Source organism: Actinomadura terrae (assembly GCF_022751215.1).
In the GTDB taxonomy this organism is placed as follows: Bacteria; Actinomycetota; Actinomycetes; order Streptosporangiales; family Streptosporangiaceae; genus Spirillospora; species Spirillospora terrae.
In genome coordinates this window covers 1,945,187-1,970,638 of sequence record NZ_JAICDG010000002.1, presented here as the reverse complement: position 1 = coordinate 1,970,638, position 25,452 = coordinate 1,945,187, and the positions used below count along the sequence as shown (strand labels likewise).

Genomic DNA, 25,452 nt, shown 5'->3' with positions numbered 1-25,452 from the left:
GAGTAGATTCACCTTTCGGCCCGCGAGTATTCGACTACGCAGGGCTCCAGGGGAGGACGTACGTGACCGGGCATCACACACTGCAAGAGACCGAGCAGGCGATCCAGCGGCGGCTCGGCGACGTGCCCCTGCGCCACGACGCGATGATGGCGGTCTCCAACATCTACCGGGCCGCCGCGGCGATCCGGCAGCACTTCGAGAGCTCGGTGCTGCGCGGCGCCGACCTCACCTGGACCTCGTTCGTCGTGCTCTGGGTGGTGTGGATCTGGGAGGAGATGGAGACCCGGCACGTCGCCGAGGAGGCGGGCATCTCCAAGGGGACGCTCACGGGGGTCGTCAAGACGCTGGAGGGGCGCGGGCTGATCGAGCGCGGCCAGCACGCGCGGGACGGGCGGCTCGTCCTGCTGCGGCTGACCGACAAGGGGCAGGACCTCATGCGGACGCTGTTCCCGGCCTTCAACGCCGAGGAGGCGTTCGTGGTCGAGCGGCTGGACGGGGACGCGAACCGGGCGCTCGCGCAGACGCTGAGGTCGGTCGTCGAGCACCTGGAGGAGGAGGGCGACGAGCGGCGCGCGGCACTGCGGGCCGACTCCCCGCCTCCTCCCCCGCGCCGCTCGGGCCGCCGTCCCCGCTCCTGAGGCCCGCCGCCGGAGAGCCTTGCCCGTGAATCGTTTGGGCCCGTACGATGACCGGATGACGCCACGCTTCGTACTCGTGCTGAGCGAGAACTGGACGCTGACCACCGGCCGCGACCTGCCCACCCTCGTCCGCTGGGCGCGGGAGGCCGAGGACGCCGGGTTCGACGCCGTGATGGTCAGCGAGCACGTCGTCCTCGGCCCGGACGCGGGCGCGGACGGCGTGATGGGCAACCCGCGCGAGTACGCGCTGCCCGGCAACCAGGACCCGTTCACGCCCTGGCCCGGCTCGCTGATGCTGCTCGGCGCCATCGCCTCGGTCACCACCCGGATCCGGCTCGCCGCCGCCGCGATCCTCGCCCCGCTGAAGCACCCGCTCGCGCTCGCCCGCGACATCGGCACGCTCGACCTGCTGTCGGAGGGGCGGCTCGTCGTCCAGCCGACGGTCAGCTGGAGCCGGGACGAGTACGCGGCGATGCAGGTCCCCTTCAACAAGCGCGGCGCGATCCTCGACGAGCAGCTGGAGATCTGGGACCTGCTCTGGCGCGGCTCCCCCGTCTCCTACAGCGGCGAGCACTTCTCCTTCGAGGACGTCTACTTCGAGCCGCGCGCCTACCGCCCGGACGGGCCGCGCATGTGGTTCGGCGGCCAGCACCTGCACCCGAGGCTCCTGGACCGGATCGTGAAGTACGCGCACGGGTTCCACCCGCTGGGCCGTCCGACGCCAGAGGAGCTGGAGACGCTGTCCGCCGCGATGACGGCCGCCGGACGCGACCTCGCCGACCTGGAGCGCATCGGCGGCTGCCGCCCGGTGTTCCCCGACGACGACTCGGTGTCGCCGCTCGAACCGGCGCTGGAGAGCATCCCCGAGCAGGTCGCCCAGGGGTTCACGACGTTCTGCATCAAGCCGTCCCAGTTCACCGACGACCCGAACGGCGTCGGCGCGTTCTGCCGCGAGGTCGTGAAGCGCACCGACGCGCTCATGTCCTGACGCGAGACCGGGGCATCCCGCGGCCCGGGATGCCCCGTCCCCTCACGCGCTGAGGACCGGTTTCGCCGGGCCGGGCACGGTCGCGGCGTCGACCAGGCGCGCGACCAGCTCCTCGTAGGAGAGCCCGGCGGCGGCGAACATCCTCGGCACCTGGGACTCGGCGGTCATCCCCGGCATCGTGTTGATCTCGTTGAGCACGGGCCCCTGGTCGGTGAGGAAGAAGTCGACGCGGGCGAGCCCGGCGCAGCCGAGCGCGTCGAACATCCGCAGCGCCGCGCCGGTGAGGGCCTCCCGCTCGGCGTCGGAGACGTCGGCGGGCACGGAGAACCGGGCGGAGCCGTCGTACTTGGTCTCGGTGTCGAACAGCCCGTCGGCGTGGATCTCCAGGGGCGGCGCGGCCCACCGGTGGCCGTCCGCCTCCCGCAGGACGGCCAGGTCGATCTCCCGGCCCGCGACGAGCCGCTCGACCAGGATCCGGTCGTCGTACCGCGCCGCCTCGCGCAGCGCCTCGCGGAGCTGGGACGCGTCGCGGGCGAGCGCGACGCCGTGGCTCGACCCGGCCGAGGCGGGCTTGACCACCACCTGGGCGTCGAACTCGATGTCGGCGATGTCCGCCGCGTGCACCAGCCGGGCGGGGGCGGTGCGGATTCCGACGGCGTCGGCGACGAGCTTGGTCGTCCACTTGTCCATGCCGACCGCTCCTGCGCGCACGCCCGAGCCCGCCATCGGCGTGTGCGCGAGCGCGCAGAGCGCCGCCAGCGTCCCGTCCTCGCCGCACGGGCCGTGGACCGCGGGAAAAACCACGTCGGCACGTTCCATCACGGTCAGCGCCGCGGCGACCGAACCGGCGGCCCGCGCCCCGAGCACCTCCGTGCCCCGGCGCCACGTCCCGTCGCGGTCGATGGTCAGCTCGTCGACGTCGAAGCCGCCGCGGCGCAGCGCCTCCGCGATCCCCGCCGCCGTGGCCAGCGACACCTCGTGCTCGGCGTTCTCCCCGCCGCCGATCACCACGACCCGCCGCGCCATCCGCCGCTCCCCGTTCACCCGGTGCTCCCTGGTCATTCCGACACTCCCTTTCACGCCGCCGGTCCCGCGGTCGCGTTCATGTACGGTGGGCGGCCGCCGTCGGGACGCGGCGCGTGGCGCCAGGGCCCGTCGCCGTGGGCGCGGCGCGGCCACCGCGCGGCGGCCGGGCTCGGCAGCCGGACGGGCGCGACCGTGCGGTACTCGAAGTGCCACCACTCGTTGTCGTAGATGCGGTAGAGGCCGTACCGCCAGCCGTGCCGTTCGAGCCACAGTGCGCCCTCGGTGGGGCGGACGTCGAGGGCGAGCCCCCGCACGTGGCTGGACTCCTCCGGCGGCAGCACCCGGAGCCGCGCGGCGGCCACCGAGCCGGTGCGCGCCACCTCCGCGGCGAAGATCCGGTGCTGCTCCGCCGGGTCGCGGTATCCGGAGGTGAGGCCGATCAGCTGCCGGTCGCGCCAGAACGCCTCGGCCCGGGCGTGCGTGAACGCCGCGAGCGTCTGCGGCGCCAGCCCGCGCAGGTCCTCGGCCGGGAAGCGGAGGGCCAGCGCCCATTGGCAGGCCGTGAAGCGGCCCCGGCCCGGGGCGCGGCAGAAGGCGACCGGGACCAGCGACACGGCGACGAGCCGGGTGAGGGACGCGAGGACACGCGTCTTGATCGCCAGAGGTGGATTCGCGCTGCGGTGCATGCCTCCACTGAAGACGGAAGGCTGTTGCCGGGGCGTATGCGGGAAACGATAAGCCCGCGATACACCGAGCGCCCCTCCCGGACGGTGGTCCGGAAGGGGCGCGGCAGTGTGCGGGAGAAAGCTATTACCGGCGGGGGGCGCGGATGCCCCGGAACTCCCAGTCGCCGCCGAACGTGGTCGAGATGACCTCCTCGGACTCGGTCGGCTGCGCCCCGCAGTCGTCCCGGATCGGGACGGGACCGGCCACGATGTGGTTGCGGAGCCGTCCGAGGCCCTCCGCCTCGACCTCGACGACGTCGCCCGGCTGGACGGGACGCGAGTTGGCCGGGGTGCCCGAGAGCAGCACGTCCCCGGGGTAGAGCGTGATCGTGCGGGCGATGTCGGCGACGAGGTAGTGCATGTCCCACTCCATCTCGTCGGTGCTGCCGTCCTGCACCAGCTCGCCGTTGACGTAGGTGCGCAGGTACTTGCCGTGGAAGTCCCAGCCGGTGACGAGGCCGGGGCCGAGCGGGCACAGCGTGTCCGAGCCCTTGACGCGCAGCATCGACCCGGCGTCGGTGTCGCGGAAGTCGTGCAGGCCGTAGTCGTTGGCGACGGTGTAGCCCGCGATGTAGTCGCCCGCCTCCTTCGGCGACACGTTGCGCGCCGTCCGGCCGATGACGATCGCGATCTCGCCCTCGTAGTTGAGGTACTTGCACCGCTCCGGGCGGACGACCGCGCCGCCGTGCGCGTTCAGCGCCGAGATCGGCTTGTGGAAGAACGTGGGGGCGGGCGGCAGGCTGGTCTGGAACTCCTCCACGCGGCTGCGGTGGTTGAGGTGCACCGCGATCACCTTGGACGGCTCGCACGGCGGCAGGTGCACGGCCTCGTCCGCGCGGACGCGGCGGCCGTCGGCGCTGACCAGCTCCTCGCCGTCCCGCACGACCTGGGTCGCGGCGCCGTCGAGGAGGATCCTCCGGTATTCGGTCACGTCAGCTGGTCCATCCATGCTCGGGGCGGTCGAACCAGATGTGCACCTGGCCGGTACCGACGGAGTTCTCGTACTCGCTGTAGAGGCGGCCGGGGGCCGTGCAGGCGCGCTCCCCGAGCGCCCCGATCATCATCAGGTAGTGGCCGAAGCGGGCCTCGGGCTTGAACTTGAGGAACTCCGGCATGGTGTCCAGGACCCGGGCGTGGTCGCCCGCCTTGAGCCAGCCGATGCGCTCCTCGTCGGCCGCGCGGGCCTCGGGGGTGAAGATGTGCTCGGGCCCGGCCGCCTCGTGGTCGCGGATCACGCGCAGCGGCCAGAACGTGTGCGACAGCGCGCCCGACGCGATCAGCAGGACGCGGCGGTCGACGGCCGCGATCGCGTCGCCGAGCGCGCGGCCGAGGCGCAGGAAGTCCTCGGTGTCGGCGGTCTGGCAGACGCCGATCGAGATCCACTTGCGGCCGGGGTCGCCGAGGTAGGGGTCGTCGCGCACGCCGAGGTGCGTCCACAGGTTGACGGTCGCGTAGTAGATCGGCAGGTACGGGTCGTCGATCGGGGTGATGTAGGTCCCGTGCTTGCCGGCGTAGTCGGCGACGGCGCGGGCCAGCTCGGGGTCGCCGGGGAAGTCGTACGGCATGCGGGACATGCCGCGCGGCAGCTCCTCGGACGTGTAGAGCCCCGCGCGCCGGTCGTGGGCGGTGGTGACGAACTCGACGGTCGTGGCCCAGTGCGAGTCCAGCACGACGACGGTGTCGTAGTCGTCGCGGTCGAAGACGTCCGCGCGGAGCCGCTTCAGGCCCGGGACGAGCGTCGTGTCCTCGCCGTGGTTCAGCTCGCGCCGCGTCACCTCGGGGAGCACGATCGTGGGAACGTGCGCGAGCAGACCCGCGCCGACTACCTGGCCCATGGCGCCGTCACCGTGTTCTTGAGGTCGCAGTAGAAGTCGAAGCTCCAGTCGCCGCCCTCGCGTCCCACACCCGACTGGCGGGACCCGCCGAACGGCGCCTTCAGGTCGCGGACGAAGAAGCAGTTCACCCAGACCGTTCCGGCCACCAACTGGTCGGTGACGCGCCGCGCGCGCTCCTCGTCGCCGGTCGCCAGCGTCGCGGCGAGGCCGAAGCGGGTGCCGTTCGCCATCGCGACGGCCTGCTCCTCGGTGTCGAAGGTCTGGAGCGTCAGGACGGGCCCGAAGACCTCCTCGGTGAGGATCTCGGCGCCCTCCGGGGCGTCCACGAAGAGGGTCGGGCGGTAGTACAGGCCGCCGAGGTCCTCGTTGGGGCCGCCGCCGATCAGCGCGCGGGCCCCCGCGTCCTTGGCGCGCCGGACGAAGCCGTCGACGCGCTCCAGGTGGCGGCGGTGGATCTGCGGGCCGATGTCGGTGGTCTCCTCGCGCGGGTCGCCCTGCGCGATCCGGCCCGCCTTCTCGACGAACCGCCGGGTGAACTCCTCCGCGATCGAGGACTCGACGATCAGCCGGGTCGCGGCCAGGCAGACCTGCCCGGCGTTGTCGTACTGCTCCACCGCGAGGTCGACGGCGAGGTCGAGATCGGCGTCGGCGAAGACGATCAGCGGCGACTTGCCGCCCAGCTCCAGCGACAGCGGCGTCAGGTTGGGGGCCGCGGCGGCGGCGATCGCCCGCGCGGTCGGCACCGAGCCGGTGAAGCTGATCCGCTTGACGTCCGGGTGCGCGGTCAGCGGGCCGCCGACCTCCGCGCCGTAGCCCTGGACGACGTTGAACACCCCGTCCGGCAGCCCGGCCTCGGCCGCGATGTCGGCGAGCAGGGACGCGGTCAGCGGCGTCCACTCGGCGGGCTTGAGCACGACGGTGTTCCCGGCCGCCAGCGCGGGCGCGATCTTCCAGGTCGCCAGCATCAGCGGGGCGTTCCACGGCGTGATCAGCGCGCAGACGCCCGCCGGGTCCCAGCTGACATGGTTGGTGTGGCCGCGCGTCTCGAAGTCGTCATGGCCGAGGTTCAGCAGCCAGTCGGCGAAGAACCGGAAGTTGTGCGCCACCCGCGGCATGACGCCGCGCCGGTGCGAGCGGATCAGGGCGCCGTTGTCGGCCGTCTCGACCTGCGCCAGCTCCTCGATCCGCTTCTCGACGCCGTCGGCGACCGCGTGCAGCAGCCGCGCCCGCTCCTCCCGGCTCGTCCGGGACCAGGAGGGGAACGCCCGGTTCGCGGCGGCCACCGCGGCCTCCGCCTCCCGTGCCCCGCCGCGCGCGATCTCGGCGATCGGCCGCTCGTCGATCGGCGAGACGTCGGTGAAGGTCGCCCCGCCCCCGGCGGAGACGACGCGCTCACCTCCGATCCAGTGCCCGGTATCGACGGCGACGCCCGCGACTGTTGCCATCGCTGTGCACCTCCAGTTTGTTTGGTCCCAAATAATCTAGGAAGCGGGGATGGCGGGGTCAACCCACCGGCGCTAATGTTTGGGGTCAAACGAACATTAGCGTGAGGAGGGGCCACCGTGACCGACGTCCCGTATGAGGAGTGGCGCGGCCGTGCCGCCGGGCTCGACCCCCACACCGGGCACCACATCGACGGCGCGTTCCTCGACGGCCTCGGGACGAGCCCCGTCGTCTCCCCCCGCGACGGGCGGACGATCGCGCACGTCGCGTCCGCCGACGCCGCCCGCGCCGGGGACGCCGTCGCCGCCGCCCGCCGCGCCTTCGACGCCGGGCCCTGGCCCCGGCTCGCGCCCGCCGAGCGCAAGGCCGCCCTGCTGCGCTGGGCCGACCTCGTCGAGCGCGACCGCGAGACGCTCGCGCTGCTGGTCAGCCTGGAGATGGGCAAGCCGATCAAGGACACCTACGGGATCGAGCTGCGCGCCCTGATCAACTGCCTGCGCTGGTACGCCGAGGCCGCCGACAAGCAGCTGGACGAGTCGCCCCGCACGGCCGCCTCGTCGCTCGCGCTGATCACCCGGGAGCCGGCGGGCGTCGTCGCGGCCGTCGTCCCGTGGAACTTCCCGCTGACGATGGCCGCCTGGAAGATCGCCCCGGCGCTCGCGGCGGGCTGCACGGTCGTGCTGAAGCCCGCCGAGGAGTCGCCGCTGTCGGCGCTGCACCTCGCCGCGCTCTCCGCCGAGGCCGGGCTGCCGCCCGGGGTGTTCAACGTCGTCAACGGGCCGGGCGAGATCGCCGGACGCGCCCTCGGCGAGCACCCCGACGTGGACGTGCTCGCCTTCACCGGCTCCACCGAGGTCGGCCGGCACTTCCTGCGCTACGCCGCCGGGTCCAACCTCAAGCGGGTCTGGCTGGAACTCGGCGGCAAGTCCCCCAACATCATCCTGCCGGACGCGCCCGACCTCGACGCCGCCGCCGACACCGCCGCCTGGGGCATCTTCTTCAACGCCGGGGAGATGTGCAGCGCGCCGTCCCGGCTGCTCGTCCACCGCTCGGTCGCCGACCGGGTCCTCGACCGGATCGTGGCGCGCGCCGGGTCGCTGCGCGTCGGCGACCCGCTCGACCCGGCCACGGAGATGGGCCCGCTCGTCTCCGCCGCCCACCGGGGCCGGGTGGCCTCGCACGTCGAGACCGCGCTCGGCTCCGGCGCCCGCCTGCGCGCCGGCGGCGGCGCCGTACCCGAGGGCGACGGCTTCTTCCACGCGCCCACGGTCTTCGACCAGGTCAAGCCGGAGATGCCGGTGGCCCGCGAGGAGATCTTCGGACCCGTCCTCGCCGCGCTGGAGTTCGACGACGTCGACGAGGCCGTCGCGATCGCCAACGACAGCGACTACGGCCTCGCCGCCGCCGTGTGGACGTCGAACCTGTCCACCGCGCACCGGGTGTCGCGCGCCCTGCGCGCCGGGACGGTCTGGGTCAACTGCTACGAGGAGGGCGACATGAGCATCCCCTTCGGCGGCGTGAAGCAGTCCGGCCACGGGCGTGACAAGTCGCTGCACGCGCTCGACAAGTACACCGACCTCAAGACCACCTGGATCGAACTGTGACCGCCGCCAGGCCCCTGATCGCGATCCCCGCCCGGTTCTCCGCGGGCGCCTCCGCGCTGCGGTACGCGGCCGAGGTCGCGGCGCGGGCGCTGGTGGAGGCCGTCTACCGGGCGGGCGGCGAGCCGTTCGTCATGCACCCGGCCGCGCCGTTCGAGGCGTCCCGGCTGGCGCGCTGCGACGGCGTGCTGCTGCCGGGCGGCGGCGACGTCCACCCGCGGCACTACGGCGACACCTCCGAGCACGAGGCCCTCTACGACGTGGACGACCTCCAGGACGAGTTCGACCTGGCGCTCGCGTCCCACGTCCTGGAGACCGGGGTGCCGACGCTCGCGGTCTGCCGGGGGTTCCAGGTCGTGAACGCGGTGCTGGGCGGCACGCTCGACCAGCACATGGAGCGCGACCACCGCCACCACGTCCACCCGGTGGCCGTCTCCCCCGGCACGCTCCTGGCCAAGACCCTCGACGCCGAGGAGACGATCGCCTCCTGCTACCACCACCAGGCGGTCGCCACGCTGGCCCCGGGCCTGACGGCGACCGCGCGGTCGGCGGATGGAACGATCGAGGCCGCCGAGCTCGCCGACCCCGCCGGCGGCTGGTTCCTCGCCGTCCAGTGGCACCCGGAGGACACCGCCGCGACCGACCGCGCGCAGCAGTCCCTGTTCACCGCGTTGGTCCGTGCGGCAAGCTGAGGGCGCCACGCTGTAAGGGAAGGCGGTCGGGCGTACGACTTTCTATGGATGCCCGCGTTCCTGCGCGCCTATAGCGTGAGCGTCCATGAGGGCGGCGAACCTGGCAGTGGCGGTCGGGGTCGCCGTGAGCACCGCGTCCGGCGACCTCGGCGTGGGGCGCTCGCTCGGCGAGCACACCATCGCCCGCTTCGATCCCCCGCTCTGGATCGCGGTCCCGCTCGGCCTGCTGGTCGGGGCCGCGATCCTGCGGAACCGGCGGCCCGAGGTGCTGCTCGCGCTCGCCCTCGTCGTCTGGACGGCGCTCGCCGCGTTCGTCGCCGTCATGGTCGCCCAGTACACGCTCGCGGAACGCTCCCGCTCCCGGCGCCGGACCGCCGCCGCCACCCTGGTCGCGGCGCTCGTCGTCGGCACCCCGCTCTGGCTCCTCGGCGGCCCGGACGCGGCGGCGCCGCTGACCGCCGCGATCTGCCTCGCCCCCGCGCTCCTCGGCCTCTACGCCGGGACCCGGCGCGAGCTGGTCGACCGCGTCCGGGAGCGCGCCGAGCGCCTCGAACGCGAGCAGCACCAGCGCGTCCGGCAGGCCCGCAGCGACGAGCGCGCCCAGATCGCCCGGGACATGCACGACGTCGTCACGCACCGGGTCGCGCTCATGGTCCTGAACGCGACCGCCCTGGAGGCCGCCGAGGGACGCGACGCCGTCGCGGCCGGCCGCCGGATCGGCGACATCGGCCGCGAGGCCCTCGGCGAACTGCGCTCGCTGGTCGAGGTCCTGCGCGCCGACGGCGAGGCGCCCCTGGCGCCGCAGCCCGGCCTCGCCGACCTGGACGCCCTGATCTCCGAGACCCGCCGCCTCGGTATGCCGGTGGCGTTCGAGAGGGTGGACGAGCCGGGCTCCGCGCCGTCGTCGCTCGTCGAGCACGCCGTCTACCGGGTCGTGCAGGAGGCGTTGACCAACGTCCACAAGCACGCTCGCGGGGCTGACGTCGAGGTGCGTGTCGTCCAGCGGCCCGGCGTCCTCCGACTGTGCGTCGCCAACGGCGCGGGCACGCCCGGCACCGGGATCGCGGACGGCGGCATCCCCCGTGGCGGCTTCGGGCTCCTGGGGATCGCGGAGCGGATCCGGCTGCTCGGCGGGGAGCTGACGACCCGTCCCACCCCGCAGGGCGGTTTCGAGGTCAGGGCCGAGGTGCCGCTGTGATCCGGGTGCTGATCGTGGACGACGAGTGGATGGTCCGGGCCATGCTCCGCACCATCATGGAGACCGCGCCCGATATGACCGTGGTGGGCGAGGCCTCCGACGGGAACGAGGCGGTCGAGCAGGCCGCCGCCCACGCCCCGGACGTCGTGCTGAAGGACGCCACGGCGCCGGAGATGCTCGCCGCCGTCCGCAGCGCCGCGCACGGCGACGCGATGCTCTCCCCGAAGATCACCCGGCGGCTGCTCCGCGACTTCGCCGGGACCGGGCGCTCCGAGGCGCGAGGCCGGCTGGACGTCCTCACCGCCAAGGAGCGCGAGGTGCTCGTCGCGGTCGGCGGCGGGCTCTCCAACCCCGAGGTCGCGGCGGCGCTGCACATGAGCGAGGCGACCGCGAAGACGCACGTCAGCCGCATCCTCGCCAAGCTCGCGCTCGGCAACCGGGTCCAGGCCGCGATCCTCGCCCACCGCGCCGGGCTGCTCGACCCCTGATCAGACGGTGGCCACCCTGGTCAGGAAGGCGTCCACGAGCGTGTGGGTGCGGGCGGCGGCAGCGGCCTCGGTGCGGCGGACGTCGGCCAGCACGGCGTCCGGGTCGATCCCCTCGGCGCGCATGTGCGCGGCCCCGCCGTTGACCAGCCACGACTCCAGCTCGGCGGCGGTGATCTCCGGGTGGAACTGGAGGCCCAGCGACCGCCCGATGACGAACGCCTGCGAACTGACGGCGGACCTGGCGATCTCGACGGCGCCGGGCGGGAGCGTCCAGCGGTCGTAGTGGAACTGGAACCAGGGGCCCGGGCCGACCAGCGACGGGTCGTCGGTCTCGACCTCCACCCAGCCCATTTCGGGACGGGGCGCGCGTTCGACGGTGCCGCCGAGGGCCGCCGCGAGCGCCTGGCCGCCGAAGCAGATGCCGAGGATCGGGACGCCCGCCGCGTGGGCCTTGCCGAGCATGGCCAGCTCGGGGCCCACCCAGGAGGCGACGAGCTCGTCGTTGACCGACCACGGGGAGCCCATCGGGACGATCAGGTCCCAGGCGAGCGGGTCGGGGAACTGGAAGTCGACGCCCGGCGCGCGGTGCCGGTCCTCGGGGACGATCAGGCGTTCCTCGAGGTCCCAGCCGTGTTCGGTCAGGCGCTCGCCCACCGGGCCGGGGATCGAGAGGTGATCGTGGTGGATGAGCAGGGCGCGCACCGAACCTCCTTGGACCGTTGGTCCCAGATCGTACGTACCCAAACGAATTGTGGTCAACGGCGGCGGGCCTGGCGGGCCGCCGGTGTGCCGGGGACGAGGCCCGACAGCCCGCGCTCGATCGCCCGGGCGGCGCGGCGGCAGAACTCCGCCGGCTCGGCGGACGCGTCGGGGCGCTCGTCGACGATCGCGTCCACGATGCCGTCCCGGAGCAGGTCCGCCGAGCGGACGCCCTGCGCGGCGGCCAGTTCGGCGGCCCGGTCGGGGACGCGGTGGACGATCACCGACGCGCCCTCGGGCGGCAGCGGGGCGAGCCAGGCGTGCCGGGCGGCGAGCACGCGATCGGCCGGGAGGAGGGCCAGCGCCGCGCCGCCCGCGCCCTCGCCCAGCAGGAGGCACAGCGTGGGGGCGGGCAGCGTGACCAGGTCGGCGAGGCAGCGGGCGATCTCGCCGCCCAGCCCGCCCTCCTCGGCCTCGGCCGACAGCACCGCGCCGGGGGTGTCCACGACCGTGACCAGCGGCAGCGCGAGTTCGGCGGCCAGCCGCATGCCCCGGCGGGCGACGCGCAGGCCGGCCGGGCCGAGGGGGTGGCCGCCGCGCTGGCTCCGGCGGTCCTGGGCGACGAGGACGCAGGGGGCGGCGCCGAACCGGGCCAGGGCGAGGACGAGGCCCGGCTCCGCCCGTCCCGTGCCCGAGAGCGGTGTGACCTGGGTCGCGCCGTGGTGGAGCAGGTCGCGCGCGCCGGGACGGGTCGGGGCGCGCGACCGGACGATCGAGTCCCACACGGGATCGTCCGCGACCGCGGACGGCGGTTCGGTGATCTTCTCGGCGGGCGGCCGCGCGCACAGGACGTCGAGGACGCGGGACGCGGTTTCCGCGAGCTGGTCGACGCCGCCCACGACGTCCAGCAGGCCCTTGGCGGCGAGGTTCTCGGCGACCTGCACGCCCGCCGGGAACGGCTCACCGCGCAGCCCCTCGTACACGCGCGGGCCGAGGAAGCCGATCAGCGCGCCGGGCTCGGCGGCGGTCACGTGGCCGAGCGACCCCCACGACGCGAACACGCCGCCGGTGGTGGGGTGGCGCAGGTAGACGAGGTAGGGCAGGCCCGCCGCGCGGTGCGCCATGACGGCGGCGGTGATGCGCGCCATCTCGACGAACGCCGCCGTGCCCTCCTGCATCCGCGTCCCGCCGGAGCACGGCGCCGCGAGCAGCGGGAGGCGCTCGGCGGTGGCGCGCTCGACGGCGGCGACGATCCGGTCGGCGGTCGCGCGGCCGATCGAGCCCGCGAGGAAGCGGAACTCCGACACGACGAACGCGACGCGGCGGCCCCGCAGCGCGCCCGCGCCGGTGAGGACGGCCTCGTCGCAACCGCTGCGCTCGCGGGCGGCGATGAGCTCCTCGCTGCCGCCCGGGTCGATCGGGGCGTCCCAGGACGTCCACTCGCCGTCCAGTACGCGGCGCAGCAGTTCACGCGCGCCCACCCGCTCGCTCACCGGGCCCCTCCCTCGCTTTCGGCGGTGTCCTCCCTGCATGATGACCTCGTAGCAGACGCCGCGCCGGGAGGGGACCGCCTTGTCGCACGAGATCCACTTCGCCTCGGCCCGTGAGCTGGCACGCCTGATCCGGGACCGGGAGCTGTCGGCGCGGGAGGTCCTCCAGGCGCACCTCGACCGGATCGAGGCGACGAACCCGCAGGTCAACGCCATCGTCACGCTGGACGCCGAGCGGGCCCTCCAGCGGGCCGCGGAGGCCGACGAGCGGCTGGCGGCGGGCGCCGAGCCCGGCGCCCTGCACGGGCTGCCGATCGCGCACAAGGACACCCACGCCACCGCCGGGATCAGGACGACGTCGGGCTCGCCGATCTTCGCCGACCACGTCCCGGACACCGACGAGCTGGTGATCGAGCGGATGCGGGCCGCCGGGGCGATCGCGGTCGGCAAGACGAACGTGCCGGAGTTCGCGGCCGGTTCGCACACGTTCAACACGGTCTTCGGCCTCACCCGCAACCCCTACGACCTGTCGCGGTCGGCGGGCGGCAGCAGCGGCGGCGCGGCGGCGGCGCTCGCCTGCGGGATGCAGCCGCTCGCGGACGGCAGCGACATGGGCGGGTCGCTGCGCAACCCCGCGTCGTTCTGCAACGTGGTGGGGTTCCGCCCGTCGCCGGGCCGCGTGCCGTCGTGGCCGGTCCCGGCGGGCTGGGCGACGATGGGCGTGCAGGGCCCGATGGCGCGCGAGGTCGCGGACGTCGCGCTGCTGCTGTCGGTGCTCGCCGGGCCCGACCCGCGCAGCGCGATCGCGCTCGACACTCCGGGCGAGGCGTTCACCGTGCCGCTCGCACGCGACCTGGCGGGGCTGCGGCTGGCGTGGTCGCCCGACCTCGGCGGGGCCGTCCCGGTCGACCCGGCGGTCACCGGCGTCCTCGAACCGGCGGTGAAGGCCTTCACCGACCTCGGCTGCGCCGTCGAGGAGGCGTGCCCCGACCTCTCCGGTGCGGACGAGGTGTTCCGCACGCTGCGGGCCTGGCAGTGGGAGCTGTCGCTGGGCGCCCTGCTGGACGCCCGGCCGGGCGACATCAAGCCGTCGCTGCGGGAGAACATCGCGGCCGGGCGCGCGCTCTCCGGCGCCGACGTCGGGCGGGCGGAGGTGCTGCACACGGCGCTGTTCCACCGCGTCCGCGCGTTCTTCGAGCGCTACGACGCGCTGCTGCTGCCGGTCAGCCAGGTCCCGCCGTTCGACGCGTCGCTGGAGTACCCGGGCGAGGTCGCCGGGCAGCCCATGCCCGACTACCTGGAGTGGATGCGGTCCTGCTTCCTCGTCTCGGCGACCGGCTGCCCCGCGCTGTCGGTGCCCGCCGGGTTCACCTCGGACGGGCTGCCGGTCGGCCTCCAGATCGTCGGCCCGCACCGGGCGGACCTCGCCGTCCTCCAGATCGGCCACGCCTTCGAGCAGGCCACCGGGCACGGCCGCCGCCGCCCTCCGCTGTGAGCCCGCGCCGAGGATCATCGCGCCGGGGGTCATGAGGCCAGCGGGAGCCGGAGGATCAGCCGGGCACCGCCGTTCGCGGCGTTCGTGGCGCCGCCCGTCCCGCCGATGCCGCCGCCCTCGGCGACGAGGCTGCCGCCGTGCGCGTGGGCGATGTCGCGGGAGATCGTCAGCCCGAGCCCGGTCCCGCCGCGGTCGCGCCGGCGCCCCTCGGCCAGGCGGTGGAAGCGCCGGAAGACGCGCTCGCGGTCCTCGGGCGGGATGCCGGCGCCGTCGTCGGCGACCACCAGCACGGCGTCGTCCCGCTCGGTGGCCACGGTCACGCGGACGCGGGAGCGCGCGTGCCGCTCGGCGTTGTCGAGCAGGTTCGTCAGCACCCTGATCAGGTGGTCGCGGGTGACCCAGACGACGACGCCGTCCCGCAGGTCGGTCTCGACCGGCACCCGCCGCGCCCGGCGCGTCACCTCGCCCCGGACCAGCTCGCCGAGGTCCACCCGCTCCCGCCCGGCCGGGACGCCCGCGCCGAGCCGGGCCAGGATCAGCAGGTCGGTCACGATGCCCTGGAGCCGGTCGGCGTCGCTCAGCGCCGACCGCGCGACCGCCGGCCAGTCCTCGTCCTCGGGATGCTCCAGCGCCACCTCCAGCTGGGCGCGCAGGCCGGTGAGGGGGCTGCGCAGCTCGTGCGAGACGTCCGCGACGAACGCGCGCTGGCGGAGCAGGACGTCCTCCAGCCGGTGGAGCGTCACGTTCACCGAGCGGGCCAGGTCGGAGACCTCGTCGACCGGGTCCGGGACCGTCACCCGGCGCTCTCCCTCGCCGCCGGTGATGTCGGTGATGTCGGCCAGCTCAGCGCTCATCACCCGCACCGGGCTCAGCGCGCGCCGCACCGACACGGCGACGATCCACGCCACCGCCGCCGTCGCGAGCAGCACCGCCGCCGCGAGCGCGGCGATGAAGAACCGCCGGTTGCGGGTCAGCTCCGTGATCGGGGCGCCCGCGTGCACGGTCCGGAAGCCGTAGGGGCTGGACGTCCGCTCGCTGACCACGTACACGTCGGCCGCCACGCCCGGCACGTGCGCCGTGTGCACCTCGGGCCGCCCGGAGTCGGGGGGACGCGGCACGTCCAGCGCGCCCCGGCCGCGCAGCGCCTCGCTGGAGGCGAGCACGCGGCCCCGGTCGTCCACGACCTGGAGGAGGGAGAAGTCGGCGTCCTGGACCGCCAGCCCGCCGTGCGGGTCCTCGTTGCGGACGATCGTGACCACCCCGGCGGCGGCGAGCACCCCGCGGGCGCGCAGTTCCTGGAGCACCGTGTGCCGGACGGCCTGGTAGAACAGGGTCACGCCGGCGACCAGCAGCAGCGCGACGATCAGCGTCGCGGCGACGGTCACCCGCGTCCGCACCGACCAGCAGGAGGGCGACAGCCCGTCCGCGACAATCCGCACTCCGGCGCCCTCCCCTGCCCGCCGCGCGTCGGGGGGACTGCGCAAAAGTGGTTCTTGCCCGGCGGCCGCCCGTGAAACCTCGCGCGGACGGAGGTCGCCGGTGACCGGGACAGGCCGTGCCGCACCATCCCGGTCACCCGGCGGGTCCCCGCCGTAAGAGCGCCCCGAACAGCGGGGACGGCGAGCGCGGAACTCGCGGTTCCCATCGTGGTCCGTATCTCCTACTAAGTCAATAGGTTATATCGGGAAACCGGCCGACCAAGGCCCGGAAAGCCCGATGTCCGCGCGGACCGGCTCCTCCCACCCCTGGGGTGCCGTCCACGCGGACATCGCCTTCGGTGCCGCCAGCCACCGGGTCCACCCGCGGACCGGTCTTCGCTGCGGAACGCCCCCCACTCTGCACCCCCTGGATGCACTGGGGGCCACATCGACATGACGAAAGCGTTTCCTCTGTTCGTGCAGGAAGGCGCCATACTTTGCCGACAAACGGGGATGGACGGGACGGAGGGGCGCCAGATACACCAGATTCGGGATTTCCTCATGGACGGCGACATTCGACCACTCGAACCCGCCGACCCGCGCGTGGTCGGCGGGCACCACCTGATCGGACGGCTCGGCTCGGGCGGCATGGGCACCGTCTACCTCGGCACCGACCCGGTGTCCGGGGGACGCGTGGCGGTCAAGACCATCCATCCGCATCTGGCGGGCGACCCGTCCTACCGGCGCCGGTTCCGCGACGAGGCCGCGCTCGCCGGCCGCGTCGCCTCGTTCTGCACCGCCCGGGTCCTCGCGCACGGCGAGGAGGACGGCCGCCCCTACCTCGTCACCGACTACGTCGGCGGCGTGTCGCTGCACCACCGGCTCGGCGGGGACGGCCCGCTGCCGCCCGCCGACCTGCACGGCGTCGCCGTCGGGGTCGCTTCGGCGCTGGCGGCGATCCACGCGGCCGGGCTCGTGCACCGCGACCTGAAGCCCGGCAACGTGATGCTGACGCTGTCCGGCTGCCGCGTCATCGACTTCGGCATCGCGCGCAGCGTCGCGCACGGATCGACCTCACACGGGCGGAACTCGCGCGGGCCGAACTCTCCCGGGCCGAACTCGCACGGGCCGAACGCAGGCAGGCCGAACTCGCACGGATCGACCTCGCGCGGGCGCACCGCCGCCAACGGCCGGGTGTTCGGCACGCCGGGGTGGATGGCGCCCGAGGTGCTGCTCGGCGGCCCGGCGACCCCGGCAGCGGACATCTTCGCCTGGGGCTGCCTCATCGCCCACGCGGGCACCGGGCGGCTGCCCTTCGGCGACGACCTCGCGTCCACTCGCGGGACGCTCGGGGAACCCAACCTCGCCGGGCTGCCCGAGTCGCTGCTGCCCTGCGTCCGCGCGGCGCTGGCGCGGGACCCGGCCGACCGCCCGTCCGCGCCCGACCTCCTGCTGGCGCTGGTCGAGCAGGGCGGCGACCACGCGTGCGGGAGTGCCGGCGTGGACCCGCGCGAGGCACGCGAGGTGGAGGCGGAGGACAGCGCGACGAAGGCGTTCACCCCGGTCGGGCTCGAACTGGCGGGGTTCCTGTCGTCCACGCGCAACCGGGTGCTGGCCGGGGCCGGGACGATCCTGGTCGGCGCGGTCATCCTCGGCGGGCTGGGCAGGCTGGGCGCCCGGCACGGGGTCAGGGGCGCCAGATGATGACGAGCGCGCAGTCGTCGTCGCGGGCCGCCGCCATCGTCTCGACCAGCTCCTTCGCGCCCTCCCCGAACCCGCGCGGGACGAGCCGCTCCGCCTCGCCGAGCAGCCGGTCGATCCCGGCGTCCAGGTCGCTGCCGGGCGACTCCACCAGGCCGTCGGTGTAGAGCAGGAGCGCGTCGCCGCGTCCGAGCTGGCCGCTCTCGGGCACGCAGCGCAGGTCGGGCACGACGCCGAGGACGACGCCCTTCGCGGGGCTCACCTTCCACTCCCCCGTCGCCGCGTCGAACTGGACGGCGGGCGGGTGCCCGGCCGACTCGACGACGTACTCGCCGGTCTTGAGGTCGACGACGACGTGCACCGCCGTGACGAAGCCCTCTTCCCAGCGCTGGCGTTGCAGGTAGGCGTTGCAGGCGGGCAGGAAGCGATCAGGTTGGATCGATCCAAGCAGGCCACCGAACGCGCCGGACAGCATCAGCGCCCGCGTACCGGCGTCGGTCCCCTTCCCGGAGACGTCGACCAGCGCCACCTCCAGCTTCGCGCCGTCGCAGGTCGAGACGACGAAGTCGCCGCCGAACGAGGACCCGCCCGCCTGGAGCATCACGACCTGCGACGCCCAGCCGTCGGGCAGTTCGGGCATCTCGCTCTGGCGGCGCAGCCGGTCGCGCAGCTCCAGCAGCATCGAGTCGCCGCGCAGGCCCTGCACGCCGAGCTGCTGCCGGGTCCGCGCGAGCGTCAGCGCGAGCACCGTCGTGATCGCCAGCGTCGCGATCATGCCGGGACCGATCGCGGCGATGTCGTGCCAGGCGTCGTAGGCCACCATCACCACGACCACCACCAGCAGCGCGACGAGGCTGCGCACCCGCAGCAGCAGGCCGCCGCCCAGCACGATCAGCACGAGCGCGCCGGAGGGCGCGAGGCCGCGGGTGTCGGTCGCGGCCGCCACGCCGGTCACGATCGCGAGGACGGCGAGCGCGGCGAACACGTACCGCTCCCTGGTCAGCCGCCCCCGCCGGAGCCACCGGTACAGCGCCACCAGCAGCGGAATCCTGCGCAGGACGGCGCGGACTCCCGGCGGCATGAGGTGCACCAGTCGTTGAAGCATGACTCCGGCACTGTACCGACCCTGGGCGGCGGCGGTCGCTCATCCGCGCCAGGGCTGCCTCCTTGCAGCGCTCCAGCAACGTGACTTCGACCACCCGGTGACATCCCGGGTCTTGCCTGATCCCGGGGCCGATGGTGTCCAATGGACCAGGTGGGTCCGTCCTCCCCGGACGGTTCTCCGGACGTGCGGCGAGGAGGGCGGCGGATGAGCCAGCCGGGCATGCGGATCACGGTGGACGCGGCGATGCGGGCACGGGACGTCTCGCCCCCGCGTCCCGAGGGCGAGGAGCCGCCGGCCGCGCAGTCGGGGTCCGGCGCCGCCGGACGGCCCGGCGAGCCCGCGCCGCGCGCGAGCGGCCCCGGGAACACGGGCGCCGCCAAGAACACGAACACCGCCAGGAACACGAGGGCCGCCAAGAACGAGCGGCGGCGCCTCGGCAAGCGCGGCGGCGCCGCCCGCAGGCCGTCGCCGGAGACCGGCGCCTGAGAAGGGCGGCCGGGTCAGGCTCCGGACTTCTCCGGCGGAAGCTCGCCCGTCGTCTCGAACTCGCTGAGCATCGTGATCCGGCGGGTGTGCCGGTCCTCCTGGGAGTAGGGCGTCTCCAGGAACACCTCGACGAACCGGGTCGCGGTCTCGGCGTCGTGCTGCCGCGCGCCCAGGCTGATGACGTTCGCGTCGTTGTGCTGGCGGGCGAGCCGCGCGATGTCCTCGTTCCAGACCAGCGCGGCGCGGACGCCCTTCACCTTGTTCGCCGCGATCGCCTCGCCGTTGCCGGACCCGCCGAGCACGATGCCGAGCGTCCCCGGCTCGGCGGCGGTCCGCTGGGCGGCGCGCAGCACGAACGGCGGGTAGTCGTCGACGGCGTCGTACTCGAACGCGCCGCAGTCGACGGGCTCGTGCCCGTTCGCCTTCAGCCAGGAGACGAGGTGCTCCTTCAGCTCGTAACCGGCGTGGTCGGTACCCAGGAAGACGCGCATGCGCCCGATTCTCGCAGGCCGCGGGGGACGGCGCGCGCCCGGGTCACCTGGGCGGCGGGAGGGGGCCGTCGCCGTCGGGCCTGCCGTCCAGCATCGTCTCGTCCGCGGGGCCCTTGGGCGGCGCCGCCTCGGGCTTCTCGGGCGTCTCGGACGGCTCGTCGCCGACGGTCTCGTCCCCGGACCGCTCGGCGGCGGCCTCGTCCGCGGGAGGGGTCGGCGGCGGGACGGCGGGCGCCTGCGGCTGCGCGGGCTGCTGCGGCGCCACGGGCTGTTGCGGGACGGGCTGCTGCGGGACGGGGGCGCCCGGGTACTGCTGGCCCTGCTGCGGGACGGGCGCGGCGCCCCACTGCGGCTGCTGCGGCTGCTGACCGCCCGGCGGGACGTAGGGAACGGCGGCCGGATGCTGCGGCGGAAGCGCCTGGCCGCCCTGCGCCTGCGGCGGCACCATCGGCCCCTGCGGCATCTGCCCCGGGTGTCCCGGCTGGCCCGGCTGTCCCGGATACATCTGCCCCGGCTGGACGTGCCCCTGCTGCATCTGCCCGGGGTACATCTGGCCCGGCGGGACCTGGCCCGGCTGCATGTGGCCGCCCTGCGGGACCGGGCCGCCGGGGGGCAGGGCGACAGGATGCAGCGGGCTGCCGTAGGGCGCGGCGGCGTGCGGCATCTGCTGCGCGAGGCGCTCCTCGGGCGTCCTGGTGACCATGAAGGCGGCCAGCGCGCCGAGCCCGGCGAGCCAGCCGAACATCAGGCCGAAGCTCGCGCCGTCGCCCACGAGGGTCCAGACGGCCCGGCTCATCGACCGGCCGGACAGGTCCAGGCTCCAGTGCAGGAGCGGCCCGGCGACGAAGCCGGACAGCCCGCCCGCGGCGACCGTGGCCCACCAGCCGGCGATGACCACGCCGAACACGCCGCGGCGCGGGTCGATCGTCCGGACCGCGGCGAGCGCGAACAGGGCCATCATGGCGAGGAACACCAGCAGACTGAAGTCCAGGGCGAAGACGAACTTCCCGGGGAAGTGCTGGTCACCGCCGGTGAGCCGCCACTGCGGATACTGGAGCCAGAGGATGAGCGGCCCGAGCCCCTTCTCGGGGTTGAAGTCGCTGTCGCGGATCGAGTCGACGACCCATTGGTTGCCGAACAGCAGGGTCAGCAGGAGCACGGGCGCGAACGCGCCGCCCGCCATCACGAACATCCGCCGCGTCGTCATGGCGGGCAGATTAGTGAAGATCTCCGTCCGCCGGTAGGGCCCTCATCACCGCGCGTACGCGACCGGGAAGCGGAACTCCGGGTCGACCTGCGTCTCCAGGTCCTCGCCCGCCGCGCGGCTCGCCCAGCTCCGCGCGTTCTTGACGTGGAACTCGACGGCCTGCCGCTGGAACTTGTCCCAGTCCTTGGCGCGCGCGTCCACCTCGGCGAGCATCAGGTCGAGCGCGCTCTCGTTGCGCTCCTCCAGCACGACGCCGCTGCGGCCCTGCTCCAGCGCCCGGACGGCCGAGGACTGGCCGACCCAGGTGAGCAGGTCGTCGCCGACGTGGCCGCGCAGGTAGGCGACGTCCTCCTCGTCCTGCACCTTGTTGCCGACCACGCGGATGGCGACGTCGTAGTCGCGGGCGTACTCGGTGTACTGGCGGTAGACGCCGACGCCCTTGCGGGTGGGCTCGGCCACCAGGAACATCAGGTCGAACCGCGTGAACAGTCCGGACGCGAACGTGTCGGCCCCGGCGGTCATGTCGACGACGACGTACTCGCCGGGCTCGTCGACGAGGTGGTTCAGGTAGAGCTCGACCGCGCCGGTCTTGGAGTGGTAGCAGGCGACGCCGAGGTCGTCCTCGTTGAAGGGGCCGGTGGCGAGCAGCGTGATCCCGTCCAGCTCGTGGCCGAGCGCGTGCACGGGGTCGTCGCCGCGGAAGCGCAGCAGCCGCGACCCGGCGCCGGGCGGCGTGGTCTTGACCATCGCCTCGGTGGAGGAGATGCGCGGGTTGTCACCCCGGAGATGGTCCTTGATGGCGGCGAGGTGATCGCCGAGTGCCGGGACCCGGGCGGCGTGCTCCTCGTCGAGTCCGAGCGCCGCGCCGAGATGCTGGTTGATGTCGGCGTCGATGGCCACCACCGGTAGCCCGCGCCGTGCGAGGTGCCGTACGAACAGCGACGACAGGGTCGTCTTGCCGCTGCCGCCCTTGCCGACGAACGCAACCTTCACGAATGCCTCAATTCGGAGATGAAAACCGTTGCCACTTTCAATGTCGGCACGAGTGTGGCAAGCCTCGGGGACGCGCGCAAGCAGAAACCCCGAACCGAAAATTCACCCCGTGTGAACCCGCCCGTACACGGCGGCATACGCCACCGAAGGGCGTGAGTGGAGGCGCTGGTGGCGTGCCGTCAGCGGAGGGCTGCGGCCGGGTCGAAGCCGAACGGCAGCTCCAGCCGGTGCGCGCGCAGCAGCTCGGCGTCGGTGAGCAGATCGCGGGTCGGCGCGTCGGCGGCGATCACGCCGCCGGACAGGATCACCGAGCGGGGGCACAGCTCCGCCGCGTACGGGAGGTCGTGCGTGACCATCAGCACGGTCACCTCCAGGCCCAGCAGGATCTCGGCCAGCTCGCGGCGGCTGGCCGGGTCGAGGTTGGAGGACGGCTCGTCCAGCACGAGGATCTCCGGCTCCATCGCGAGGACGGTGGCCACCGCGACGCGGCGGCGCTGGCCGAAGCTGAGGTGCTGCGGCGGGCGGTCGGCGACGTGGCCCATGCCGACCCGCGCCAGCGCGTCGTGCACGCGCGCGTCGAGCTCGGCGCCGCGCAGGCCGAGGTTGGCGGGGCCGAACGCGACGTCCTCGCGGACGGTCGGCATGAAGAGCTGGTCGTCGGGGTCCTGGAAGACGATGCCGACGCGGCGCCGGACCTCCCGCAGCGCCGCCCGGTCCTTCGGGTCGACCGCGAGGCCGCCGACGCGCACCTCGCCGAGGCCGCCGTGCAGGATTCCGTTCAGGTGCAGGACGAGCGTGGTCTTGCCCGCGCCGTTGGGCCCGAGGAGCGCGACGCGCTCGCCGCGTCCGATGGTGACGTCCACGCCGAAGAGCGCCTGCGTGCCGTCGGGGTAGGCGTAGGCGAGGCCCTTCACCTCAAGCGAGGGCGCGTCGGCGGGCGAGTCTTGCGCGGACGAGGTCATGACGCCATCCAAGCGGCCGCGGTCACCAGGGCGGCGGCCAGGGGGAGCGCGGCGGCGGCCGTCCACTGCGCGGTGGTCGCGCCCACGTCGTACAGGACGGGCATCCGGCCGTCGTAGCCCCGGCTCACCATGGCCAGGTGGACGCGCTCGCCCCGCTCGTAGGAGCGCAGGAACAGCGCCCCGACCGACTTGGCGAGGACGCGCGTCGCCCGCAGGTCGCGCGCCTCGAACCCGCGCGAGGCCCGCGCGACCCGCATCCGGCCGAGCTCGGCCGTGACGACGTCGCCGTACCGGAGCATGAACGTGGCGATCTGCGTGATGAGCTGCGGCATCCGGAGCCGTTCGATGCCGAGCAGCAGCAGTCGCGGCTCGGTGGTCGCGGCGAGCAGGATGGACGCGACGACGCCGAGCGTCCCCTTGGCGAGCACGTTCCAGGCGCCCCACAGCCCGCTCTCGCTGAGCCGCAGCCCGAGCACCGTGACCTTCTCGCCGTTCGCCACGAACGGCATGAGGAAGGCGAACGCGACGAACGGGACCTCGATCGCGATCCGCCGCGCGATCGTGCCGAACGGCACCCGGGCGGTCACGGCGACGGCCGCGAGCAGCACCGCGTACGCGCCGAAGGCCCAGAGCCGCTCCCGCGGCGTCGCCACCACCAGCATCACGAACGCCAGCACGGCGACGATCTTGCACTGCGGCGGCAGCCCATGCACCGGCGACGCGCGCGGGACGTAGAGGCGGTGGGCGTGCCCAGCGCCCACTACGAGGCGTCCTCAGAAGGACTTCGGCGCCGCATCACCCAGAACAGGCCGCCCCCGGCCAGCAGCACCACGCCGACGCCGATCACGCCCGCGAGGCCGCCGGACAGCCGCGCGTCGTCGACCCCCTTGACGCCGTAGTCGCCGAGCGGGGAGTCCTTGAGCGAGTGGTCCTTCTCCTTGGAGTCGATGCCCTTGTCGGCGGCGACCTTCTCCAGGCCGTCGGGGCTGGCGCTGGCGTAGTAGCTGACCACCCCGGCGAGGACGAGCGAGACCAGCAGGAACCCGGCGAAGAAACGCTTGATGTTCATGATCCTCCTTCAGGTCCGGGCTCAGGCGCGGGACGGCTCGGCCGAGCCGTCGGCTCCGGCGCGCCGCAGCTCCAGGGGCTTGACCATGCCGCGCGCCCCGTACACGAGGTCGGGACGGACGGCGAGCACGCTGGAGACCGTCACGGCGGTGATCAGCGCCTCGCCGATGCCGATCAGCACGTGCACGCCGATCATCGCGGCGGCGACCTTGCCCACCGACACGTCGGTGGTGCCGCCGGCGGCGTAGATCAGCGTGAACGCGACGGCGGCGGCCGGGACCGAGACCACGGCGGCGGCAAATGACGCCCCGGCGACCGAGGCCCGCGTCTTCGGCAGCACGCGCAGCAGCACCCGGAACAGCCCGTAGCCGACGAGGACCGTGACCAGCGCCATGTTCGTGATGTTGACGCCGAGCGCGGTGAGGCCGCCGTCCGCGAACAGCAGCCCCTGCATGAGCAGGACGACCGAGACGCACAGCACGCCGGTGTACGGGCCGACGAGGATCGCCGCGAGCGTGCCGCCGAGCAGGTGCCCGCTCGTCCCCGAGGCGACGGGGAAGTTGAGCATCTGCGCGGCGAACACGAACGCGGCGGTCAGGCCCGCGAGCGGCGCGGTGCGGTCGTCCAGCTCGCGCCGGGCGCCGCGCAGCGCCACCCCCACGCCCACCACCGCGACCGCGCCCGCCGCGATCGAGACCGGAGCATCGATGAATCCGTCCGGTACGTGCACGTCCCTCACCGTCCTACCTGTTAATGGCTGTAGGACCAGTTTGGGGGCGCATCCCAGGCAGTTGCAATACGGTCGCAACTACCTGTCTTTCGCGTCACATGACCGGGCCGGGCCGTCAGTCGATGATCGGTTCGCGCGTGCGGGTGCGCTTCAGCTCGAAGAAGCCGTCGGTGGAGGCGACCGCGAGTACGCCGTCGAACAGCTTCAGCGCCGCCTCACCGCGCGGCACGGGCGTCACGACCGGGCCGAAGAACGCGTGCCCCTCGACCTCGATCACGGGGGTGCCGACCTCCTGGCCCACCCGGTCGATGCCGTCCTTGTGGGAGGCCCGCACGGCGTCGTCGTAGTCGGTGGAGTCGGCGGCGGAGGCGAGTTCCGGGTCCAGCCCGGCGGCGGTCAGCGCCTCCTCGTACAGCTCCCGGCCGAACTCGCGCCGGCCGTGGTGGCGCCGCGTCCCGATCTCGGTGTAGAAGGGGCCGAGGGCCTCGGGACCGTACTTCTGCTCCACGGCGATCGCGACCCGCACCGGGCCCCAGCCCGTTTCGAGCATCTGGCGGTACTTCTCGGACACGTCCTTGTCCTCGTTGAGGACGGACAGGCTCATCACGTGCCAGCGCACCTCGATCGGACGCTGTCGCTGGACCTCGAGGATCCAGCGCGAGGTCATCCACGCCCAGGGGCAGAGCGGGTCGAACCAGAAGTCCACGGGTGTCACAGCATCGTTCGGCAACGTCGGCCTCCTCAGAAAACGAACACGGGCGCATAAACCAGGCGGGGAACAGGGTTCCCACCAGGGGTTCACCGGTTCCCCGGCGGGTTCCCACAGACGACAACCCGGGCCGGTCCGCGCGGATTCCCCACCAATTCGTACCGTTTCCGGTCGGTTCGGAGTGACCGAAGGCCGTGGCGCCGGGACCTGTACACCGACCGGTTGGTAAACATGGGGGGCAGCAAGCAGATAAGCCGACCAAGG

General features: G+C 73.8%; 26 protein-coding genes. 9 read left to right on the top strand and 17 right to left on the bottom strand.

Annotated features, from left to right (window positions below):
* Nucleotides 1–62: 62 nt before the first annotated feature.
* Nucleotides 63–638 carry a MarR family winged helix-turn-helix transcriptional regulator gene (locus K2F47_RS19010; protein WP_242905524.1) on the top strand — a complete coding sequence of 192 codons (576 nt, stop codon included), beginning with the start codon at nucleotides 63–65 and terminating at the stop codon, nucleotides 636–638.
* A 55-nt stretch (nucleotides 639–693) separates the two neighbouring features.
* Nucleotides 694–1,626: an LLM class flavin-dependent oxidoreductase gene (locus tag K2F47_RS19005; protein ID WP_242905515.1), complete on the top strand. Its 933-nt coding sequence runs from the start codon at nucleotides 694–696 to the stop codon at nucleotides 1,624–1,626.
* A 42-nt stretch (nucleotides 1,627–1,668) separates the two neighbouring features.
* On the opposite strand, the gene K2F47_RS19000 is transcribed toward K2F47_RS19005, so the two are convergent.
* The 5 genes from K2F47_RS19000 to K2F47_RS18980 form a co-directional block, all read right to left on the bottom strand.
* Nucleotides 1,669–2,688, bottom strand: coding sequence for a D-alanine--D-alanine ligase family protein (locus tag K2F47_RS19000; protein ID WP_242905513.1), 1,020 nt, complete (start codon nucleotides 2,686–2,688; stop codon nucleotides 1,669–1,671).
* A gap of 14 nt (nucleotides 2,689–2,702) precedes the next feature.
* Nucleotides 2,703–3,338 (bottom strand): M15 family metallopeptidase, encoded by a 636-nt coding sequence (locus tag K2F47_RS18995; protein ID WP_242905511.1) that lies wholly within the window; start codon nucleotides 3,336–3,338, stop codon nucleotides 2,703–2,705.
* A gap of 124 nt (nucleotides 3,339–3,462) precedes the next feature.
* The gene (locus K2F47_RS18990; RefSeq protein ID WP_242905509.1) at nucleotides 3,463–4,308 is read right to left on the bottom strand and encodes a fumarylacetoacetate hydrolase family protein; all 846 of its coding nucleotides are present in this window, start codon (nucleotides 4,306–4,308) and stop codon (nucleotides 3,463–3,465) included.
* Nucleotide 4,309: 1 nt separating this feature from the next.
* Nucleotides 4,310–5,212 carry a 3,4-dihydroxyphenylacetate 2,3-dioxygenase gene (locus tag K2F47_RS18985; protein WP_242905500.1) on the bottom strand — a complete coding sequence of 301 codons (903 nt, stop codon included), beginning with the start codon at nucleotides 5,210–5,212 and terminating at the stop codon, nucleotides 4,310–4,312.
* On the bottom strand, nucleotides 5,200–6,657 hold the full coding sequence (locus tag K2F47_RS18980; protein ID WP_242905498.1) for an aldehyde dehydrogenase: 1,458 nt from the start codon (nucleotides 6,655–6,657) through the stop codon (nucleotides 5,200–5,202). Before K2F47_RS18980 ends, K2F47_RS18985 begins: the two co-directional genes overlap by 13 nt.
* 117 nt (nucleotides 6,658–6,774) lie before the next feature.
* Between K2F47_RS18980 and K2F47_RS18975 the strand changes: the two genes are divergently transcribed.
* The 4 genes from K2F47_RS18975 (at nucleotide 6,775) to K2F47_RS18960 (ending at nucleotide 10,634) form a co-directional block, all read left to right on the top strand.
* Nucleotides 6,775–8,259 (top strand): aldehyde dehydrogenase, encoded by a 1,485-nt coding sequence (locus tag K2F47_RS18975; RefSeq protein ID WP_242905496.1) that lies wholly within the window; start codon nucleotides 6,775–6,777, stop codon nucleotides 8,257–8,259.
* Nucleotides 8,256–8,948 (top strand): gamma-glutamyl-gamma-aminobutyrate hydrolase family protein, encoded by a 693-nt coding sequence (locus K2F47_RS18970; RefSeq protein ID WP_242905488.1) that lies wholly within the window; start codon nucleotides 8,256–8,258, stop codon nucleotides 8,946–8,948. The genes K2F47_RS18975 and K2F47_RS18970 overlap by 4 nt, the downstream gene beginning before the upstream one ends.
* A gap of 85 nt (nucleotides 8,949–9,033) precedes the next feature.
* Entirely contained in the window at nucleotides 9,034–10,146 is a 1,113-nt protein-coding gene (locus K2F47_RS40760; RefSeq protein WP_272496941.1) for a sensor histidine kinase, read from the top strand.
* Nucleotides 10,143–10,634 (top strand): response regulator transcription factor, encoded by a 492-nt coding sequence (locus K2F47_RS18960; protein ID WP_242905487.1) that lies wholly within the window; start codon nucleotides 10,143–10,145, stop codon nucleotides 10,632–10,634. Before K2F47_RS40760 ends, K2F47_RS18960 begins: the two co-directional genes overlap by 4 nt.
* Here K2F47_RS18960 and K2F47_RS18955 read toward each other — a convergent pair whose 3' ends face one another.
* Together K2F47_RS18955 and K2F47_RS18950 are read right to left on the bottom strand one after the other, a co-directional pair.
* Nucleotides 10,635–11,336, bottom strand: coding sequence for a type 1 glutamine amidotransferase (locus tag K2F47_RS18955; RefSeq protein WP_242905486.1), 702 nt, complete (start codon nucleotides 11,334–11,336; stop codon nucleotides 10,635–10,637).
* A gap of 53 nt (nucleotides 11,337–11,389) precedes the next feature.
* Nucleotides 11,390–12,865 carry a carboxyl transferase domain-containing protein gene (locus K2F47_RS18950; RefSeq protein WP_242905485.1) on the bottom strand — a complete coding sequence of 492 codons (1,476 nt, stop codon included), beginning with the start codon at nucleotides 12,863–12,865 and terminating at the stop codon, nucleotides 11,390–11,392.
* A 40-nt stretch (nucleotides 12,866–12,905) separates the two neighbouring features.
* Here K2F47_RS18950 and K2F47_RS18945 point away from each other — a divergent pair, with 40 nt between their 5' ends.
* A complete protein-coding gene (locus tag K2F47_RS18945) occupies nucleotides 12,906–14,318 on the top strand; it encodes an amidase (protein ID WP_242905484.1) in 1,413 nt (470 codons plus the stop codon).
* Nucleotides 14,319–14,347: 29 nt separating this feature from the next.
* On the opposite strand, the gene K2F47_RS40755 is transcribed toward K2F47_RS18945, so the two are convergent.
* Nucleotides 14,348–15,757 carry a sensor histidine kinase gene (locus K2F47_RS40755; RefSeq protein ID WP_308198427.1) on the bottom strand — a complete coding sequence of 470 codons (1,410 nt, stop codon included), beginning with the start codon at nucleotides 15,755–15,757 and terminating at the stop codon, nucleotides 14,348–14,350.
* Nucleotides 15,758–16,297: 540 nt separating this feature from the next.
* Here K2F47_RS40755 and K2F47_RS18930 point away from each other — a divergent pair.
* A complete protein-coding gene (locus K2F47_RS18930) occupies nucleotides 16,298–17,440 on the top strand; it encodes a serine/threonine-protein kinase (RefSeq protein WP_242905483.1) in 1,143 nt (380 codons plus the stop codon).
* On the opposite strand, the gene K2F47_RS18925 is transcribed toward K2F47_RS18930, so the two are convergent.
* Complete coding sequence (locus K2F47_RS18925; RefSeq protein WP_242905482.1) at nucleotides 17,424–18,542, bottom strand: PP2C family protein-serine/threonine phosphatase; 1,119 nt, start codon at nucleotides 18,540–18,542, stop codon at nucleotides 17,424–17,426. The two genes, K2F47_RS18930 and K2F47_RS18925, sit on opposite strands and share 17 nt — an antisense overlap.
* A 204-nt stretch (nucleotides 18,543–18,746) precedes the next feature.
* Here K2F47_RS18925 and K2F47_RS18920 point away from each other — a divergent pair, with 204 nt between their 5' ends.
* On the top strand, nucleotides 18,747–19,028 hold the full coding sequence (locus tag K2F47_RS18920) for a hypothetical protein (protein ID WP_242905481.1): 282 nt from the start codon (nucleotides 18,747–18,749) through the stop codon (nucleotides 19,026–19,028).
* Between the two features lie 14 nt (nucleotides 19,029–19,042).
* On the opposite strand, the gene K2F47_RS18915 is transcribed toward K2F47_RS18920, so the two are convergent.
* The 8 genes from K2F47_RS18915 to K2F47_RS18880 form a co-directional block, all read right to left on the bottom strand.
* Nucleotides 19,043–19,519 (bottom strand): ribose-5-phosphate isomerase, encoded by a 477-nt coding sequence (locus K2F47_RS18915; protein WP_242905476.1) that lies wholly within the window; start codon nucleotides 19,517–19,519, stop codon nucleotides 19,043–19,045.
* A 43-nt stretch (nucleotides 19,520–19,562) separates the two neighbouring features.
* Complete coding sequence (locus K2F47_RS18910; RefSeq protein ID WP_242905467.1) at nucleotides 19,563–20,726, bottom strand: hypothetical protein; 1,164 nt, start codon at nucleotides 20,724–20,726, stop codon at nucleotides 19,563–19,565.
* 45 nt (nucleotides 20,727–20,771) lie between these two features.
* Entirely contained in the window at nucleotides 20,772–21,719 is a 948-nt protein-coding gene (locus tag K2F47_RS18905; protein ID WP_242905460.1) for an ATP-binding protein, read from the bottom strand.
* Nucleotides 21,720–21,898: 179 nt separating this feature from the next.
* Nucleotides 21,899–22,681, bottom strand: coding sequence for an energy-coupling factor ABC transporter ATP-binding protein (locus tag K2F47_RS18900; protein ID WP_242905459.1), 783 nt, complete (start codon nucleotides 22,679–22,681; stop codon nucleotides 21,899–21,901).
* Nucleotides 22,678–23,442: a cobalt ECF transporter T component CbiQ gene (gene cbiQ, locus K2F47_RS18895; protein WP_242905458.1), complete on the bottom strand. Its 765-nt coding sequence runs from the start codon at nucleotides 23,440–23,442 to the stop codon at nucleotides 22,678–22,680. Before cbiQ ends, K2F47_RS18900 begins: the two co-directional genes overlap by 4 nt.
* A complete protein-coding gene (locus K2F47_RS18890) occupies nucleotides 23,442–23,750 on the bottom strand; it encodes a PDGLE domain-containing protein (protein ID WP_242905456.1) in 309 nt (102 codons plus the stop codon). The genes cbiQ and K2F47_RS18890 overlap by 1 nt, the downstream gene beginning before the upstream one ends.
* A gap of 21 nt (nucleotides 23,751–23,771) precedes the next feature.
* A complete protein-coding gene (locus tag K2F47_RS18885) occupies nucleotides 23,772–24,488 on the bottom strand; it encodes an energy-coupling factor ABC transporter permease (protein WP_242905455.1) in 717 nt (238 codons plus the stop codon).
* 106 nt (nucleotides 24,489–24,594) lie between these two features.
* Nucleotides 24,595–25,146: a mycothiol-dependent nitroreductase Rv2466c family protein gene (locus K2F47_RS18880; protein WP_242906010.1), complete on the bottom strand. Its 552-nt coding sequence runs from the start codon at nucleotides 25,144–25,146 to the stop codon at nucleotides 24,595–24,597.
* Nucleotides 25,147–25,452: the final 306 nt, after the last annotated feature.

Excerpts from the sequence above, each read along its gene's own strand:
- K2F47_RS19005 (WP_242905515.1), top strand. The coding sequence starts at position 694 with ATGACGCCACGCTTCGTACTCGTGCTGAGCGAGAACTGGACGCTGACC.
- K2F47_RS19000 (WP_242905513.1), bottom strand. The coding sequence starts at position 2,688 with ATGACCAGGGAGCACCGGGTGAACGGGGAGCGGCGGATGGCGCGGCGG.
- K2F47_RS18995 (WP_242905511.1), bottom strand. The coding sequence starts at position 3,338 with ATGCACCGCAGCGCGAATCCACCTCTGGCGATCAAGACGCGTGTCCTC.
- K2F47_RS18985 (WP_242905500.1), bottom strand. The coding sequence starts at position 5,212 with ATGGGCCAGGTAGTCGGCGCGGGTCTGCTCGCGCACGTTCCCACGATC.
- K2F47_RS18980 (WP_242905498.1), bottom strand. The coding sequence starts at position 6,657 with ATGGCAACAGTCGCGGGCGTCGCCGTCGATACCGGGCACTGGATCGGA.
- K2F47_RS40760 (WP_272496941.1), top strand. The coding sequence starts at position 9,034 with ATGAGGGCGGCGAACCTGGCAGTGGCGGTCGGGGTCGCCGTGAGCACC.
- K2F47_RS18950 (WP_242905485.1), bottom strand. The coding sequence starts at position 12,865 with ATGCAGGGAGGACACCGCCGAAAGCGAGGGAGGGGCCCGGTGAGCGAG.
- K2F47_RS18930 (WP_242905483.1), top strand. The coding sequence starts at position 16,298 with ATGGACGGCGACATTCGACCACTCGAACCCGCCGACCCGCGCGTGGTC.
- K2F47_RS18925 (WP_242905482.1), bottom strand. The coding sequence starts at position 18,542 with ATGCTTCAACGACTGGTGCACCTCATGCCGCCGGGAGTCCGCGCCGTC.
- K2F47_RS18920 (WP_242905481.1), top strand. The coding sequence starts at position 18,747 with ATGAGCCAGCCGGGCATGCGGATCACGGTGGACGCGGCGATGCGGGCA.
- K2F47_RS18915 (WP_242905476.1), bottom strand. The coding sequence starts at position 19,519 with ATGCGCGTCTTCCTGGGTACCGACCACGCCGGTTACGAGCTGAAGGAG.
- K2F47_RS18910 (WP_242905467.1), bottom strand. The coding sequence starts at position 20,726 with ATGACGACGCGGCGGATGTTCGTGATGGCGGGCGGCGCGTTCGCGCCC.
- K2F47_RS18900 (WP_242905459.1), bottom strand. The coding sequence starts at position 22,681 with ATGACCTCGTCCGCGCAAGACTCGCCCGCCGACGCGCCCTCGCTTGAG.
- K2F47_RS18890 (WP_242905456.1), bottom strand. The coding sequence starts at position 23,750 with ATGAACATCAAGCGTTTCTTCGCCGGGTTCCTGCTGGTCTCGCTCGTC.
- K2F47_RS18880 (WP_242906010.1), bottom strand. The coding sequence starts at position 25,146 with ATGACCTCGCGCTGGATCCTCGAGGTCCAGCGACAGCGTCCGATCGAG.